Raw genomic sequence first — 15073 nt, 5'->3', positions numbered from 1 at the left:
ACATCGCCAGGGACCCGGACATGGCCGCTGTGAGGACCGCGCATGCATGACCTCAATGACGCCCGTACGCTGACCGCGCCGTTGATGCACGCGGACGGCGCCGCCAGCCGTTTGCTGACCCTGACCATCCTCTGGCATCCGGACGCCGCCCGCATCGGCGAGCAGTGCATCGCCAGCGCGCCCGGCGGCGTGCTGGAACTGAGCCGCTACGCGCCGCTGTTCAGCCGTCCCGGCGCCGCAGGCCTGCCGCTCGGGCATGGCGCCATCTCGCGCGAGCCGCTGCGCATCGTGCGCGTCGACGACGGCGTCTCGCTGCAGGCGCCGCTGAGCCGCATGACCACCGAATTGAATGGCCGCGAGATCGGCGCCGGCGTGGCGCTGGACCATGCCGACCTCGAACGCGGCCAGGTAATCGCGCTGGGACGGACCGTGCTGCTGTGCCTGCACTGGAGTACGGTGCTGCCGAAAGCGAACGAGGTGCGCGGCCTGCACGGCGTCGGCAGCGCCGCCGTCATGCTGCGCGACCAGGTCCGCATGGTGGCCCGCAGCGATCTGCCGGTGCTGTTGCTGGGGGAAACCGGGACCGGCAAGGAAGTGGTGGCGCGCGCCATTCATGCGCTCGGCGCACGCGCCGACGCCAGGCTGGTGACGGTCAATATGGCGGCCCTGAACGAGTCGCTGGCCGCGGCTGAACTGTTCGGCGCGGTCAAGGGCGCCTACACCGGCGCCCAGGGCGAGCGCAAGGGGCTGTTCGGCGAAGCCAACGGGGCGACCCTGTTCCTCGATGAAATCGGCAACGCCCCCGCCTGCGTCCAGCCGATGCTGCTGCGGGTGCTGGAGGGCGGCGACTATCGGCCGCTGGGATCGGTGCAAGAACTGCGCTCGACCGCGCGCATCCTGGCGGCGACCGACCAGCGCCTGGACGGCTCGCACTTCAACCAGGCCTTGCTGCGCCGCCTGGAAGGCGTGGTCATCCAGTTGGCGCCGCTGCGCAGCCGGCGCGAGGACATCGGCGTGCTGATCCGGCAGCTGTATCCGGCCGACGATGGGCGCGTGGACCTGCCGTGTTCACTGGTGGCCGAACTGGCGTGCTACGACTGGCCGGGCAATGTGCGCCAGCTGGCGCGCGTCCTGCAGCGCGCCGCGCTGATGGTCAGGAGCGGCGTCACGCCGCGCTTCGACCAGCTGGTGCAAGAGCCGCCCGCGGCCGATGCCGGCAAGCTCGCGGGGGCGCGCGCGGCGCGCCGCAAGCCCTCCGCGCTGAGCGACGATGAACTGGTCGCGGCGCTGTCGCGCCACGGCTGGATCCTGCGCAGCACCGCCGAATCGCTCGGCATCTCCCGCCCCAGCCTGTACAAGCTGCTCGACCGGCACCCGTTGATCCGGCGCGCCGAGGGCATCGAGGCCCGGGACATCGGCCGTGCCTGGGCGGGGGCGCAGGGCGACGTCGAGCGCTGCGCCGCGGCCCTCAAGACACTGGCCGCGCCGCTGCGCCGCCAGCTCAACAAACTGGGGCTGCTGGAGCGTTCAGGCGCGAATCGAACCGACCTGTAGCTCCGGATCGGGCACGAAATAGAACGAGGTGGTGCTGTCCGCGTGGGCCACGGTAAACGCGATGCTGAATCCCCACAGCCCGGTCGACGTGCCGACCTTGAGCTTCATCGTCTGGCTCAGGTCGATCAACGCGCCTTCCTCGAACGGCGCGCCCTTGGTCTGGTCGGACTGGGAGCCGGACAGCAACACCGATTGCACCACGGCGCCGCCGCTGTCGTCGGCCTCGGGCTGGATGGAGAAGGCGATGCTGTCGCTGGTGTGCACCTTGCAGGTGTCGATGTCGTCGGCGCCATCGAATTTCCAGCGGATCTGGCGGTCCGCCTTGCTGTAGTAGACCTGGAAGGTGTGGTCGGTGGTCGGAACTGGCTGACTGATTTCGCTCATGGTATCGCCTTTCTGGTGGAAGAAACGGACAGGATTGGGGCAAGGAGAGTTCACGGATGGCGGTAGCGCAGGTCGCGCCGCAGTGCCAGCAGGTCGGGCTCGGCGTCGATGAAGGCGGCGGGATATCCCAGCCGCCGGGCGCTGGCGATCGATTCCAGCGCCAGCTCGCGCTCACCCAGCAACTCACGCACCAGGCCGGCGCGGAACTGCACGTCGGCGCTGTCGGGCGCGAGCTCTGTGGCGCGCGCCGCCAGCTGCATGCCCGCGTCCCGGTCGCCGCTGCGGGCGGCGTACAACCCCATGCGCGAGACCAGGGTCGCATCGTGCGGCGCGCGCTGCAGGATGGGCGCGAGCAGGCGGCGCGCTTCGCCGTAGGCCTGGCGGGCCTCGGCCTCGCGTCCCGGAATCCAGAGCAGGGTATCGGCCAGGTTGGCCCAGTTGAGGTATTCGCCCGGCGCCCCGCGCACCGGCGACACCGCATGCTCGAAGGCGGCGGCGGCGCCGACGTAGTCTCCGCGCAGGAACAGCGCGTTGCCGAGGTTGGCGTACAGGGTGGCGCTCGGGCGCACCTGCAATCCCTGCTGCAGCACGCGCAGGGCCTCGTCGGCGCGGCCCTGGCGCAGGAGGGCGGCATTCAGGTTGGCATAGCCGGCGACCGCGTCGGGCTGCACGGCGATGCTGCGGCGGAAGGCCTGCTCGGCGCCGGCATGATCGCCGCGCTCGTAGAGCAGGCTGCCCAATTCGTCGAAGAACACGCGCTCGCGCGGAAAGCGGGCCTGGGCCAGCCGCAGCGTCTCGAACGCCTGCGCGTCGCGTCCGGCGTGGCGCAGCAGTTGGGCCTTGCCGTACCAGGCGAAGAAATCGGCCGGGTCGAGCTGCAGCGCGCGCTTGAAGGCCTGTCCGGCGCGTTCGTGCTGTCTCTGGCTGGCGAGCACCCAGCCGCGGGCGATGTGCGCCAGCGCCAGCTGATCGTTCAGCTTCATGGCTTGCTGGGCGCTGGCGTCGGCCTTGCGCAGCCAGACCTCGTCCTGGGTGTCGCCGCGGTAGCGCAGCGTCTGCACCAGCGCCATGCCGGCCGCCGCCGCCGCATGGCCGCCGTCGCCTGCCAGCACCGCGCTGAAGTGGCGCTCGGCCGCGTCCAGGCTGCCGGGACGGTCGAAATGCTTCAGGGCCGCCAGCCCCCGCTGCATCGCGAGCGCCGGCGAATCGACCGGCGCGGGCGCCGCCGGATGGACCGGCGCGGGCGCCGCCGGATGGACCGGCGCGCGCGCCGCGGATTCGGTCCCGAGCCGCCATATGCCGCCCGCCAGCACGAGCGCCAACAGCACCGCCGCCGGGCCCTGCCAGCGGCGGCGGCGCGGGGACGGCGGCGGATGCGGCGCTTGCAGGGACGCGATTTCGGCCAGCCGCTGCGCCACCTGCGCCATGCCGGGCAGCCGCTGCGCCGGCTGCTGCGCCGTCATGTCCCGGATCAGGGCCACCAGCGGCGCATCGATGGTCTCGGGATAGTGCCAGCTGGCCGAGCTCGACTGCATATGCGCGGCCGCCAGCGCCAGGCCGCTGAGGTGGCTGTGCGGGCGGGTTCTGGCCAGCAGTTCGTACAGCAGCACGCCGACGGCGTAGATGTCGCACAGTGCGTCGGCGCGGTGTCCGATCAGGCGTTCCGGCGCCATGTAGGCGATGGTCCCGACCGGCCCGGTCGAGTCGACCGCGCCGGTGGCCAGCTGGTCGCAGCGCGAGGCCAGGCCGAAGTCGAGTATCCGCACCTTCCCGGACGGCTCGATCATCAGGTTGGAGGGCTTCAGGTCGCCGTGCACCAGGCCTGCCGCGTGGGCATCCTGCATGGCGGCGGCGATCTGGCCGATCCAGTCGAGCGCCGTGGCGCGGGCGATGCGGCTTTTCTGGGCCAGCTGCCCGATGGTGCGGCCCTGCACCAGTTCCATCACGATCGACGCGCCGGACGCATCTTCTTCGATGGCATACACGGTGACGAAAGACGGGTGGTGCAGCGACGCCGCCATGCGCGCTTCATGCAGCGGGTCGGCGTGGGCGGCCGCATGGGCGGCGCGTTCGATGCGCTTGATCGCCACGCTGCGCTGCAGCTTGTTGTCCCAGGCCTCGTACACCTCGCCATAGCCCCCGGCGCCGAGGCGCGCGCCCAATTCGTAATGGCTGGGAAGCGCCGTGCTTGCCGGAAGCGCCTCCGCTGGCATTTCGCTGAAAGAGCAGAGCTTTGCGATCATGGAAAGTCGCGCATGGTTATCGGGTGGGGCGCCGGCGCACCTTATGCCAGGCGCCTGTCATGGCCGTTACAGCGATCTCGCGCGGTCAGCGGCAGGATGTTTTCTGCTACATGACCACCTGAAATTTCGGAACATCAAGATCAAGGTGCATAGTACGTAAAACCGGCTCCAGGGAAAATTTTGTCGGATTGACCGTTGATTTTTATCAAAAGCTGGCGATCCCAGCGCTCCCACAGCGTGCCGCCAGCGCCAGTTCCTGTGCTGGCGTAATACCGCCGGGTGCCATTGTGGTCCGGGATCGCCGGGCGTTTTCAGGCCGGCGTTGCCAGCTTCAGTCCGATGATGCCGGCCGCGATCAGGCCGATGCAGGCGATGCGCGCCAGGTTGGCCGACTCGCCGAACAGGACGATGCCCACCAGGGCGGTGCCGACCGCGCCGATGCCGGTCCAGATCGCATAGGCCGTTCCCAGCGGCAGCGTCTTCATCGCCTGCGACAGCAGGCCGAAACTGATCGCCATCGCCACCACGGTGCCGACCGTGGGCCACAGGCGGGTGAATCCTTCCGTGTACTTCAGGCCGACCGCCCAGCACACCTCGAACAACCCTGCCAGAAACAATACCAACCACACCATGATGCTCTCCTCGACTGGACGCGGCAGACGTTGCCGCTGATAAAAAGCGCATCTTATGTGAATCAGGGTGATGGAAAAAGTCAGCAGCTGTCAGTATGATTGATAGATGGCTTTCGATCTCGACCACTTGCGCATCCTGCTCGCCGCTGTCGATGGCGGCTCGTTCTCGGCCGCCGCGCGCGCGCTCGGGCGCGTCCCTTCGGCCATCAGCATGTCCATCGCCAACCTGGAAGCCGAACTCGGCCTGGAACTGTTCGACCGCAGCGGCCGCGAGCCGCGTCCCACCGACCACGCGCTGGCCTTGCTGCCGCAGGCGCGGCTGCTGGTCGAGCAATTGCGGCTGCTGAACCAGCACGCGCTGTCGCTGAGCCAGGACCTCGAGCCTTCGTTGACCCTGGTGCTGGTGCCCGAGCTGATGGCCGCCGCGCCCTGGCACGATGCGCTGCGGGTCCTGTCCGACGAGTTTCCCTTGCTGGAAGTGAATGTGCTGAGCGCCGCGCAAGCCGATGCCCTGGCGATGTTGCAGGATGGCCGCGCCGACCTGGCGCTGGTGTTCGAGCGCTACGGCATGGATCCGCGCGAAGGTTTCCAGGAAGTGGCCCAGGAAACCCTGGTGGCGGTGCTGGCGCCTGACCACCCCTTGCTGGCGCGCGTGCCGGCCGGCGCGATCCGCGACCAGCACCTGCTGGGCGAGCGCCAGATCGTGATGGCCGGCCGCCATGCCGACCAGGTCGACAAGCGCATCGCCATGTCGCGCCTGCAGTGGAAGACCGACAATCCGGTCGCCGCGCTGAGCCTGGTAACCGCGGCGCTGGGCTGGGCCTGGCTGCCCGCCGGCTTCGTGCGTGCGCCGCTGGCGGATGGCCAGCTGTTGCAAATCCCTTCCGCCAATTTCACCAACATCATGAAGTTGTTCGTCGACGTGGTGTGGGCGAACAGCCGTCCCCAGGGCCTGGCGGCACGCCGCTTCGTGACCCTGCTGAACGAGCGCCGCACGCATTCGTCCTGACGCGGTAGATGGAGGAAGCGCGGTCGACGCTGAAGGTTCAGGCGGCCTTGCGCCGGTGCACCGTGACCGGCATGTCGCGCGGACGCGGCTCGGGCAGCAGGGAAGCGAGGGTGTGACGGTCGAGTTCGGCCAGATAGGCGGCGGTGGCATTGCCCAGCACGCTCTTCAGGCCGCAAGCCTTGACCAGGCCGCACGGCGTGCCGTTGGGGTCGAAGCACTCGGCCATGTAGAAGTCGCTCTCGCTCATGCGTACGATGGCGCCGATATTGATGTCCTTCGGTTCGTGCGCCAGGCGAAAACCGCCGTTGCGGCCACGAATGGTTTCGATCGTGCCGTTGCGTGCGAGCTCGTTCACCACCTTCATCAGGTGGTTTTTAGAGATGCTGTGCAGGTCTGCGATCTCCTGGATCGTCACCAGGCGGCCGGGATTGCTGCCCAGGTGCAGCAGCGTGCGCAACGTGTAATCGGTGAAGGAGGTCAGACGCATGATCGCCCAAGTATAACGCATTCGCATGCCAGCCTATCGAAGCGCCGCCCGGCGCCTGCCGGCGCATTTTTTACATGGTTTAACTTGCCGGACTTAACTTGTCGTTCCAATATGAACGAACGGGTAGCGTGCCCGACGCAGCCAAATCAGGAGTACACCATGCCGACCATCCCATCCGCCGTTCATATCATCCACACCGATCCGGTGATGACCGCCGGCCTGCACGCCATCCTGGCCGACCGCCAGGAATGGCGCGTCAGCACCCACCCGAGCCAGCCGGAGGCGCGGCAGGCGGCGCGGGTGCTGGTCGCCGACTACGATACCGGCCTCGCGCTGGCGCGCCAGCCCGAGCACGCGGGCCTGCGCCGGCCCAGTGTCCTGATCGTCACCCAGCTCGACAAGGAATGGGAAGTGCGTCTCGCGATGGACGCGGGCGTGCATGGCTACGTGCTGCAGTCGTGCAGCCAGGACGAGCTGCTCGAGGCGGTCGCGTCGCTGGCCCAGGGCCAGCGCTACCTGAGCGAATCGGTGACGCGCAGCGTGGCCGATAGCCTCAGCCGCGAAACCCTGACCGGCCGCGAGACCGACGTGCTGCAATTGCTGGCCGAGGGCTGCTGCAACAAGTCGATTGCGCGCAGGCTGGGCATCGGCGTCGGCACCGTCAAGACCCATGTGAAGGGCGTGATGAGCAAGCTCGACGCCACCGCGCGCACCCATGCGGTGGTGGTCGCCACGCAGCGCGGCCTGATCCGTCCGGGCAGCGGCATCCGCAGCGCCTATAACTGATCGATCGGGATGCGGCCCTCGATGGTCCTGGGGCAAGCAAAAGAACACGACAGGCTCTTAGATGAGCCCGAGAGTCAGGGCCTTGAGCGTGGCGGCGGCGCGGGTCGAGCAATCGAGCTTGCGGAAGATGCTCTCGACGTGGGTGCGCACGGAGCCGGGGCTGATGCGCATGGCGCGCGCGGCCTCCTTGTTGCTCTCCCCGAGGCTGATGCGCTGCAAGACCTCGGCCTCGCGCGCCGACAGCGTGGCGCGCACCGGCGCGCCGGCGCTGCCGTTGGCGCCACCTGCGGCCCCCGCGCCCGCCGTTCCCGTTCCATGTGCCGGCGTGGTGCGAACGTCCGCCGCCGCGGCCAGCACGGCGTCGACTGTGGCGCGGTCGAAACGGCCGCCCGTCACCTGGGCCTCGAGCAGGGCGATAGCCGCCGCCGGCTCGTGGGCTGCGCGCCATGGGCGCGGCGAGCGCAGCGCCGTCCAGGCGGCGGCCACGCCCAGCAGGCGCTGCGGCGCGCCGAGGGCGCTCGCGTCCAGGCTGCGAAAGTAGCCGCTGCCGTCCAGCCGCTCGTAGACGTGCGAGGCCAGTTGCGCGTCCGGCCCCAGGCCGTCGATGCGGCTGCCGGCGCGCGCGGTCCAGTAGGGCGCCAGGCGCACCGCTTCCCAGTCGGCGGCGCTCAACCTGCCGCTGCGTTCCCACACCGTGTTGGTCACCGCCGCGCGCCCGATCCCGTGCAGCAGGGCGGCGCGCGCAACAAGGCGCTGCTGCGCCTCGGGCAGGCCCGCCAGCTGCGCCGCCTCCTGCGCCAGCAGCGCGACGCGGCGCGAATAGCCAGCCAGCCAGGGCAGTTTCAGTTCGATCATGTCGGCCACCAGGGTGAGCGGCGCCGACACCGGAAGAAAATCCGGCTGCGGCGATGGCGCTTCGGTGGACTCCAGCTCGTCGAGCCAGGCGCGCGCGTGCGGCGCCACGAGCGCCACCAGGCGCGCCGGGTACTTGACGTCGCCCAGCTGCGCGATCATGTCCAGCGCGCGCTCGACGCCATGCACGCGCGCCAGGATCTCGAGGTCGCCGCCCAGCGCCGCGTGGTACACCACGTTCGGCACTTCGTCGCCGCGCAGGCGGAGCGGAACGCCGCTGCCGTCATAGTGCTCCCACACGTGGCGCAAGCCGCTTTCGACCGCGGCCGGCAAGCCCATCATGGCGGCGATGTCGCCCGCGACTTCGCAGTGGACTTCGGCCAGCCCGGTGGTGTCGGAGAGGCGCGCCGCCTGCCGGGCATCGAGGGTGCTGCTCACCAGCGCGTGGCGCGCGCCGACGTCGTCGCCCAGCATCGCGGCGAAGCCGGCCGCGTTGGCGGTGCAGCCCGACCAGCGCAGCAGCGCCACCATGCGCGCATGCTCGCAGGCGGCGGCGTTGGCGCCGGCCGCCGCCGCCACGCGCGCGGCCAGGCGCGCGGCGCGCTCCGAACCGTCGATCGGCTGGCCCATGCTCAGGTCGCCGACGATGGCGAGCAGTCCCATGGCCTGGGACAGGGTTGCGGTGTCGTGGCCGTGCAGGGCAGCCGCGGGAAGCGACAGGGAGGGGGCGGATGCGCGCGCGGCCGGGTCCATCGATCGTCGTTTAATGGGGGGCATGTCCGATGCGGCGCCGGCGCCTGTTACACGGCGCCGGCGCCGCAGGCCGCCTGAAGGTTCAGGCCAGACCGGCGAGCTTGGCGTTGCGCTCGCGTTCGAGCTTGGTGATGTAGCGCTGCACCGCGGCCAGGCCGCCGCGCGAGATGTCGACGAACTGGCAGCCCAGGCGGCGGCTGGTCTTGTGGTTCAGCAGGGTAAGGTCGAGCGAGTTGCGGATCTCGAGCGAGGTCGCGATCGGCCCGATCTCGGGCAGCTCGATGCGGCAGCCCTCGATCACGCGGCCGACGCTGGCGCCCAGCTGGAGCTTGTTGTCGAGCAGGGCGACGCCGCCGACGCTGATGTCGTGCAGCGGGAACACGCCCATGCCGCCGCCGGCGTCCAGCGGCACCGGCACCAGCGCGCGCACCGGATTGCTGACCGGGGTCGGCATGCGGTAGTACTCGCGCCGCTGCAGGCGGATCAGGGTGGGCGGGATATCGGCGCGCAGCGCGGGCTCGCCGCGCCAGGTGGTGGGGCCCAAGCCGTCGGCGCCGAACAGGATGCGGATCTTGTCGAGCGTGGTTTCGCATTTCACGCGGCCGGCGGCCACGATGCGGTCGTTCTGGGCGCGGTCCACCGAGCGGTCCAGCACCACGGCGCCGCTGTCCTCGTCGACCGCCAGGATCGAGGTGACGCAGACGTCGGCCTCGCCCTTGATCAGCATGCGAATCAGCTGGTTCTTTTCTCCGATCTGGCGCAGCAGGGCCACGATCTCGCGGCGCGATCCTACTTCGTAGTCGTGCCAGTCTTCCAGTTCTGCTTCAATCATCGCTTGCATCTGTCCTTGCCGCTAATTCCGTTGGGAGGTGGGGCGTCGGATCGGGCGCGGGAGGCAACAGCCCACCATGTTGTCGAGCCGACTCGATATGATATAGCCATGCCAACAGTTCCGCAATTGCCCGGTACAGGGCGGGAGGAATCTCGCGGTCGAGATCCACCTGCATCAGCAGCGACACCAGCTCCTTCGATTCGTGCACGAACACGCCGGCATCCTGGGCGCGCCGGATGATCTGCTCGGCGACCATGCCGGAACCCTTGGCCACCACGGTTGGCGCGCGCTCGCCTGCCCCATAGGCCAGCGCCACGGCGTTCTGGCGCCGCTTGTCGGCCGATTCAGGCATCGCCCGCATCCTTCGCATCCGGCTTGCCGGCGCGCGCGCGCGCATCGAAGCCGGCCAGCGGCGTGCCCACCGCATCGAGGGCGCTCGCCAGTTCCGGCATGTGCTCGCGCAGCAGGCCGGCGGTGGCGTCGTCGGCCGCCGCGAACTGCACCTGCAGGCTTCCGTTCACCATGCGCAGCTGCGCCTCGAGTTCGCCCAGCTGCGGAAAGCGCAGGCGCAGGCGCGAATGCCAGATCGCCTGTTCGCCGTCGCCCCCATCGCCATGGCCCTCGCGCTGCACGTCCCATTCCATCGGCTGGCCCGGCCACAGCTGGCCCTTCCAGGCCAGGTGCGATTGCTCCTGGGCCGCCAGCTGCATGCTGATGAATTGCGCAGTCGCGGGATCCTGCGCATTTGGGCGTGCGCCGCCCTGCGCGGCCTGCTGCTGCGGCTCGTTCGCCAGTTCGGACAGGGGCAGGGCGCCACGCGCCCATTCGGCCACGTGCGATTCGTAGAACAGGCCGCTCTTGCCGAACGCCTGCTGCAGGCCGGCGGCAAGCAGGGCCGGATCGGTGCCGGGGCCGGGCGCCAGCGGCGCGCGGCCGACGATGCTCGAGAGCTGGCTGTCGGCCTTCTGGGCCGCGGCCAGCACGCCGGCCAGGGCCTGGGCGGTGGGACTCAAGGTGGTGTTCTTCGCCTCGGTGCCGCCGGCGAACGCTTGCGCGCCGAGCGCGGCGCCGGATGCCAGCAGGGCGCCGGCGCGGCCGACGGCGGCGCCTTCGCGGTACGACAGCGGCGCATGCGCGCCGTCGGCGTCTTCTTGCGGCGCGGGGCCGGCTTCGGCAAAGGCGGTCGTTGTTTGCGATCCGACCTGGAAGGTGGGGCGCGGATGCAGGCCGACCAGGGTCATCGGCACGTCGGCGCCGACCTGGGCGCCGGGAGGCAGCTGCATGCGGGCCTGGGTGTCGGCGAACTTGACGACGAAGGTGCCATCCAGCAGCCGGGCCTGGACCGCGCCGTGGATGGCCTTGCCCAGCAGCGGCGCGATCTCGCGCGCGAACGCCTGCTGGCGCGGATCGGCGGCCTGCTCGGCCGGCCGGGCCGCAGTGACAGGCGTGACGCTGCCGACGAGTTCACGCGGCAGCATCCAGCCCTCCCATCATCAGACGCCGTAGGCGCGCACGACGCGGCGTTCGGTCGAGGTGCTCTTCATCAGCGACGACAGGTGCGCCATCCATGGCGTGGTGAGGTCGCGGATCTGGCGGTCGGTGTCGAGCATGCGGCGGATCGCGTTGACCTTGCGCAGGCGCTCCTGGCCGCCCAGCGGCGCGCCGCCTTCATTCGCTTTCAACCGATTCGCATGGCGCGCGCATTCCTGCTCCAGTTCGGCCAGGCGGTCCCACTCGTTGGCGCTGGCCGCATCGAGCATGCGCTCGGTGATGCCGACCATGGTTTCATAGGTGGTCACGACTTCCTGTCCGCTCATCGTCATCGTCGTCATCTCTCTCAGGCGCTCATCAGGGTAGGGGCTTTCTGGATCGCGGGCGGCATCGGCTCGGCCGCGGCCTGCTGCTCGCCGATCTGGACCCAGGCTTCGCGCAGGTTCGCCATCAGGCCGTGAATCTCTTCGACGATGGCGGCGTCGTTCTTGATGTTCGCTTCCAGCAGGCGGCGGCTCATGTAGTCGTACAGGGCGTCGAGATTGGCGGCGATTTCGCCGCCGGCCTTCTTGTCGAGCGAGGCGCGCAGGCCGTTGTCGATGATCGTGATGGCCTTCGAGATCGAGGCGCCCTTGGTGGCGATGTTCGACGACTTGATGCCGTTGATCGCGCTGAGCAGGGCGACGATCACGCCGTCGTACAGCATGACCACCAGCTTGTGCGGCGAGGCCGAAGCGACGCCGGTTTCCAGGCCGACCGTGGCATAAGCGCCGACGCCGCGTTTAGGGGTTCCAAACATGTGATTCTCCAGTGATGCTCAATTAACCCCAGTTGGCCGACAGGGTCGCCAGCTGCTGGGTAAGATAGTTAGAGGTCGACTGCATCGAGGCCAGCATGGCGTCGAGCGCGACGAACTGCGCGCGGTAGCGCTTTTCCATGCTTTCCAGGCGCGTCTCGAAGCGCGAACGCTGTTCGGCAACCGACTTGATCGAGGCGTTCAGGCCGTCGGTCTTGCTCTTGAGCAGACTGTCCTTGCCGACGAAGCCGGTCGCCAGGTTGTTGAGCTGGTAGGCGAAGCCCTGCGAAAAGGTGACCGAGCCGCGGTCGCCCACCAGGCCGCCGGTGATCGACACCTGGATGCCTTCGGCAGACGAGCCGGGCGCTGCGGTCAGCGATTGACCATTGCCGGTGGCGGCGACGCCGCCGATGGTGCCTTCGACGTCCTTGCCCTTGGTCGGGGTCGCGCCGCCGAAGATGCTGTCGACCGGGCTGCCGCTGACGCCGGCGATCGAGATATTCGACACATCGCCGTACTTGCTCGACGACAGCGTCAGGCGGCCATCGTCGCCGACCGAGGCCTCGACCGTGTCGCCGGCGCCGGCGAAGGTGGAGTTGCCGTTGATCGCGGAGCGGATCAGCGCGGCCAGGTCGTCGTTGCTGTAGGTGCCGGCCTGGAGCTTGATTTCCTGCGTCTTGCTTTCGGTGACCGGGTCGGTCTGGTTCAGCGTGACGCGCCAGACGGTGTTCGGGGCGATCGTGGTCGAGCCGGTGAGGGCGGCGCTGCTGACCAGGTTGCCCTGGGTCGCCAGGCTGGTGATGCTGATCGCATACGTGCCCGGCTTGGTGGCTGCGCTCGACTTGTCGAACTTGATTATGTTGTCGGTGGTCGAGCCCATTGCCGCGAACAGGCCGCCGAAGTCGGCCGCGTTCTCGGTGATCGCTTTGTTGAGCTTGGTCGAATCCACCTTCAGGCTGCCGTCCTGCTGGAAACCGATGCCAATCTGCGTCAGCGAGTTCAGCTTGCCGCCGGTGCCTTCCATCACGGCGCTGATCTGGCGCCGCAACTGGCTCTGGATCGAACGCACGCTGGCGTCGCCCTGCAGGATCCCGCCCGTGCCGGTTTCGGCGTTGTAGCTGGTAAGGCCGGTAATCGTCTTGTTCAGGTCGTTGTATGCCTTGACGAAGTCGTTCACCGCAGTGGTGATCGCCGCCGTATCCTTGGACACGGTGAGCGTCGTGCTGCCGAGCGAGGTGACGTCCAGCGTTACACCCTGGATCGCATCCGTGACAGTGGTGCTGTCGCTCTTGATCTCGATGCCGTTCATGTTCAGCTTCGTGCTCTGGGCGCCGGCCGTCTGCGTCAGGTTCTGCACGCCCGCCGGGTCGTAGCCGAGCATGGCGGCAATGGCTGGATCGCCCGCATCGCCGTCCTCGCCGGCGACGCTGATCTTCATCGTCGTTGCCTCGCCGGTCTTGTTCGAGGTCAGCACAAGGTGGTAGGGCTTGGCGCTGCCATCCGACACGATGGTCGCCGTGACACCCATGTCGGCCTTGTTGATGGCGTCGCGGATGCCCTGCAGCGACTGGTCGCCCGCTTCCAGGGTGATGGTCTTGCTGTTGATGGCGCCGTTGAGCGAGAAAGCGGAGTCCAAATGGGAGCCGACGCTGCCCGCGGTAAAGCCGGCGGCAGCCGGGTTGGTGCCGCCGACCACGATCTGGTTGCCGTCGTTCGAGCGCAGGGTGACGCCGGCCGTCGCACTGAAAGTCGAACCCGCATTGGCATCGGCAGGGTCCTTGCCGATGCCGCCGCGCACGGTCCCGGTCACGGTCTCCGTGATGTCGATGGTCGAGCCGTCGGACGCGGTGAACTGCAGCGTGCCGTCTTCGGCGCTGCCGCTGACGGTGATGTTGGCGGCCGCCAGCGCATTGCGGGTGCCGGCGCTGGCCAGGGCGGTATCGAGGTCGGTCGCGGTCAGTGGCGCACTGCTGCTGTTCAGGCTGGCCAGCTGCACGCCGCCGACCGACAGCGCATAGCTGGCGCCGTTGTCCATGCTGACCTGGCCGAAGTTGTCGAACAGGCCGCTCTGGGTGGTGGTGGTGCCGGCGGTGGCGACGACGCCGGTCTTGTCGCTCTGTGCATTGATGGCCTCGGCCAGGGCGCGCGCGCTGCGCGTGGTCGGACCGGTGCTGATCGCGATCCCGTTCAGGCTCAGGGAGCCGTTGCCGATGCCGCCGCCTGCGGCGCCTGCGCCCAGCGCAGCGCCGGTGGCGCCGAACGTGCCGCCGGTGACGGTGCCGAACTGGAAGGTCAGGGTGGTCGGGGTGCCGGAACCGATGGTGGCGGTGGTGGTGGCAAAACCGCTGGTCTTCAGGCTCTGGGCCTGGGCCAATTGGGTCACGTTGACCTTGTAGCGGCCCGGCACGGCGCCGTTGCCGGCGGTGCCGGAAAGGATGTCCTTGTTGGCGGAGGAAGCGCTCAATCCCTGGAAGGTGGCCGGCTGGTTCAGCGACGTCAACGCGCCCTGGAACACGCCGACGGCAGCGCTGACCTGATTGAGGGCCGCCGCGCGGGCCTGGAATGCCGCCGTCTTCTTGTCATAGTTGGCAAGAGGCGCGGACTCGGCCTGCATCAGCTGGCTGACGATGGTGTTGATGTCTAGCGAGGTTGAACTGACGGCCACTTGTTTCTCCCGTGAAAGCGATATCGTATGTGATTATCGACAGAAACAAAGCGGACTTAAGAGCGGTAAATGCGGCTTTATTTTGATTTTGCTGAACAGCATCCGGTAACCGGCGCGGTATGCCGATGAAAAAAGCGCCACATCCTCGCGGATGTGGCGCTTCATGGCGGCGCTGGCGGTCAGGCGGTTTGCCGGATCAGCAATCCCTGCATCTTGTCGATCGACTTGGCCATTTCCAGGGCTTCTTCGGTGGGGATCTGGCGAACCACCTCCTTGGTGCTCTGGTCGATGAGCTTGACGACGACTTGCTTGCTATCCTCGTCGATCTCGAATTCCAGGCTTTGGGCCGAAGGCGGCATGGCCTCGTTGAGCTTCTTGACGGCGGCCGACACTTCTTCCTTGCCCGGTGCGGAGGCTGGCGCGTCGGGGGCCTGCTGGCGCCCCACGACCGCAGCTTGCCCGGCCACCGCGGCTGGACGTTCATCCAGCTTCGGTGCGGGCGACGAACCCATTGATTGGATCTGCATGTCGATTCCCCTAGTAAAAATTCCCCGGCTGAATTTCTTCAGCCGAGGAACCGCTTACTTCG

General features: G+C 68.5%; 15 protein-coding genes. 3 read left to right on the top strand and 12 right to left on the bottom strand.

What is annotated here, in order from left to right; all coding sequences use genetic code 11:
- Window positions 1-42: 42 nt before the first annotated feature.
- Window positions 43-1554 (top strand): sigma 54-interacting transcriptional regulator, encoded by a 1512-nt coding sequence (locus KY496_RS12825; protein WP_219864975.1) that lies wholly within the window; start codon window positions 43-45, stop codon window positions 1552-1554.
- Here the strand turns inward: KY496_RS12825 and KY496_RS12820 are convergent.
- The 3 genes from KY496_RS12820 to sugE form a co-directional block, all read right to left on the bottom strand.
- Window positions 1528-1938 (bottom strand): hypothetical protein, encoded by a 411-nt coding sequence (locus tag KY496_RS12820; protein WP_219864974.1) that lies wholly within the window; start codon window positions 1936-1938, stop codon window positions 1528-1530. The genes KY496_RS12825 and KY496_RS12820 overlap by 27 nt on opposite strands.
- A 50-nt stretch (window positions 1939-1988) precedes the next feature.
- On the bottom strand, window positions 1989-4100 hold the full coding sequence (locus KY496_RS12815; RefSeq protein ID WP_219864973.1) for a protein kinase: 2112 nt from the start codon (window positions 4098-4100) through the stop codon (window positions 1989-1991).
- Between the two features lie 392 nt (window positions 4101-4492).
- Window positions 4493-4813, bottom strand: coding sequence for a quaternary ammonium compound efflux SMR transporter SugE (sugE, locus tag KY496_RS12810; protein WP_184238993.1), 321 nt, complete (start codon window positions 4811-4813; stop codon window positions 4493-4495).
- Window positions 4814-4919: 106 nt separating this feature from the next.
- On the opposite strand from sugE, the gene KY496_RS12805 reads away from it, so the two are divergent.
- Window positions 4920-5822 carry a LysR family transcriptional regulator gene (locus tag KY496_RS12805; RefSeq protein ID WP_219864972.1) on the top strand — a complete coding sequence of 301 codons (903 nt, stop codon included), beginning with the start codon at window positions 4920-4922 and terminating at the stop codon, window positions 5820-5822.
- 37 nt (window positions 5823-5859) lie between these two features.
- Here the strand turns inward: KY496_RS12805 and KY496_RS12800 are convergent, their stop codons facing one another.
- Complete coding sequence (locus KY496_RS12800) at window positions 5860-6309, bottom strand: Rrf2 family transcriptional regulator (protein ID WP_005665891.1); 450 nt, start codon at window positions 6307-6309, stop codon at window positions 5860-5862.
- 159 nt (window positions 6310-6468) lie between these two features.
- Here KY496_RS12800 and KY496_RS12795 point away from each other — a divergent pair, with 159 nt between their 5' ends.
- The gene (locus KY496_RS12795) at window positions 6469-7095 is read left to right on the top strand and encodes a response regulator transcription factor (protein WP_219864971.1); all 627 of its coding nucleotides are present in this window, start codon (window positions 6469-6471) and stop codon (window positions 7093-7095) included.
- 57 nt (window positions 7096-7152) lie between these two features.
- Here the strand turns inward: KY496_RS12795 and KY496_RS12790 are convergent, their stop codons facing one another.
- The 8 genes from KY496_RS12790 to KY496_RS12755 form a co-directional block, all read right to left on the bottom strand.
- Window positions 7153-8700, bottom strand: a complete 1548-nt coding sequence (locus KY496_RS12790) for an HD domain-containing phosphohydrolase (protein WP_184238988.1) — start codon at window positions 8698-8700, stop codon at window positions 7153-7155.
- 82 nt (window positions 8701-8782) lie between these two features.
- Window positions 8783-9532, bottom strand: coding sequence for a flagellar brake protein (locus KY496_RS12785; protein WP_219864970.1), 750 nt, complete (start codon window positions 9530-9532; stop codon window positions 8783-8785).
- Window positions 9525-9884, bottom strand: coding sequence for an EscU/YscU/HrcU family type III secretion system export apparatus switch protein (locus tag KY496_RS12780; protein WP_005665898.1), 360 nt, complete (start codon window positions 9882-9884; stop codon window positions 9525-9527). The genes KY496_RS12785 and KY496_RS12780 overlap by 8 nt, the downstream gene beginning before the upstream one ends.
- On the bottom strand, window positions 9877-11010 hold the full coding sequence (locus tag KY496_RS12775; protein WP_219864969.1) for a flagellar hook-length control protein FliK: 1134 nt from the start codon (window positions 11008-11010) through the stop codon (window positions 9877-9879). The genes KY496_RS12780 and KY496_RS12775 overlap by 8 nt, the downstream gene beginning before the upstream one ends.
- A 15-nt stretch (window positions 11011-11025) precedes the next feature.
- A complete protein-coding gene (locus tag KY496_RS12770; RefSeq protein WP_229409760.1) occupies window positions 11026-11364 on the bottom strand; it encodes a flagellar protein FliT in 339 nt (112 codons plus the stop codon).
- A gap of 5 nt (window positions 11365-11369) precedes the next feature.
- Window positions 11370-11822, bottom strand: a complete 453-nt coding sequence (fliS, locus tag KY496_RS12765; protein WP_005665903.1) for a flagellar export chaperone FliS — start codon at window positions 11820-11822, stop codon at window positions 11370-11372.
- Between the two features lie 22 nt (window positions 11823-11844).
- Entirely contained in the window at window positions 11845-14484 is a 2640-nt protein-coding gene (gene fliD / locus KY496_RS12760) for a flagellar filament capping protein FliD (RefSeq protein WP_219864968.1), read from the bottom strand.
- A 179-nt stretch (window positions 14485-14663) separates the two neighbouring features.
- A complete protein-coding gene (locus KY496_RS12755) occupies window positions 14664-15011 on the bottom strand; it encodes a flagellar protein FlaG (protein ID WP_005665907.1) in 348 nt (115 codons plus the stop codon).
- Window positions 15012-15073: the final 62 nt, after the last annotated feature.

Source organism: Massilia sp. NP310 (assembly GCF_019443485.1).
In the GTDB taxonomy this organism is placed as follows: Bacteria; Pseudomonadota; Gammaproteobacteria; order Burkholderiales; family Burkholderiaceae_D; genus Telluria; species Telluria timonae.
Note: the sequence above shows the minus strand (reverse complement) of the source record. Positions and strands in the feature narration are given on the sequence as shown.

Excerpts from the sequence above, each read along its gene's own strand:
- KY496_RS12825 (WP_219864975.1), top strand. The coding sequence starts at position 43 with ATGCATGACCTCAATGACGCCCGTACGCTGACCGCGCCGTTGATGCAC.
- KY496_RS12820 (WP_219864974.1), bottom strand. The coding sequence starts at position 1,938 with ATGAGCGAAATCAGTCAGCCAGTTCCGACCACCGACCACACCTTCCAG.
- sugE (WP_184238993.1), bottom strand. The coding sequence starts at position 4,813 with ATGGTGTGGTTGGTATTGTTTCTGGCAGGGTTGTTCGAGGTGTGCTGG.
- KY496_RS12805 (WP_219864972.1), top strand. The coding sequence starts at position 4,920 with ATGGCTTTCGATCTCGACCACTTGCGCATCCTGCTCGCCGCTGTCGAT.
- KY496_RS12800 (WP_005665891.1), bottom strand. The coding sequence starts at position 6,309 with ATGCGTCTGACCTCCTTCACCGATTACACGTTGCGCACGCTGCTGCAC.
- KY496_RS12795 (WP_219864971.1), top strand. The coding sequence starts at position 6,469 with ATGCCGACCATCCCATCCGCCGTTCATATCATCCACACCGATCCGGTG.
- KY496_RS12790 (WP_184238988.1), bottom strand. The coding sequence starts at position 8,700 with ATGGACCCGGCCGCGCGCGCATCCGCCCCCTCCCTGTCGCTTCCCGCG.
- KY496_RS12785 (WP_219864970.1), bottom strand. The coding sequence starts at position 9,532 with ATGATTGAAGCAGAACTGGAAGACTGGCACGACTACGAAGTAGGATCG.
- KY496_RS12780 (WP_005665898.1), bottom strand. The coding sequence starts at position 9,884 with ATGCCTGAATCGGCCGACAAGCGGCGCCAGAACGCCGTGGCGCTGGCC.
- KY496_RS12775 (WP_219864969.1), bottom strand. The coding sequence starts at position 11,010 with ATGCTGCCGCGTGAACTCGTCGGCAGCGTCACGCCTGTCACTGCGGCC.
- KY496_RS12770 (WP_229409760.1), bottom strand. The coding sequence starts at position 11,364 with ATGACGACGATGACGATGAGCGGACAGGAAGTCGTGACCACCTATGAA.
- fliS (WP_005665903.1), bottom strand. The coding sequence starts at position 11,822 with ATGTTTGGAACCCCTAAACGCGGCGTCGGCGCTTATGCCACGGTCGGC.
- KY496_RS12755 (WP_005665907.1), bottom strand. The coding sequence starts at position 15,011 with ATGCAGATCCAATCAATGGGTTCGTCGCCCGCACCGAAGCTGGATGAA.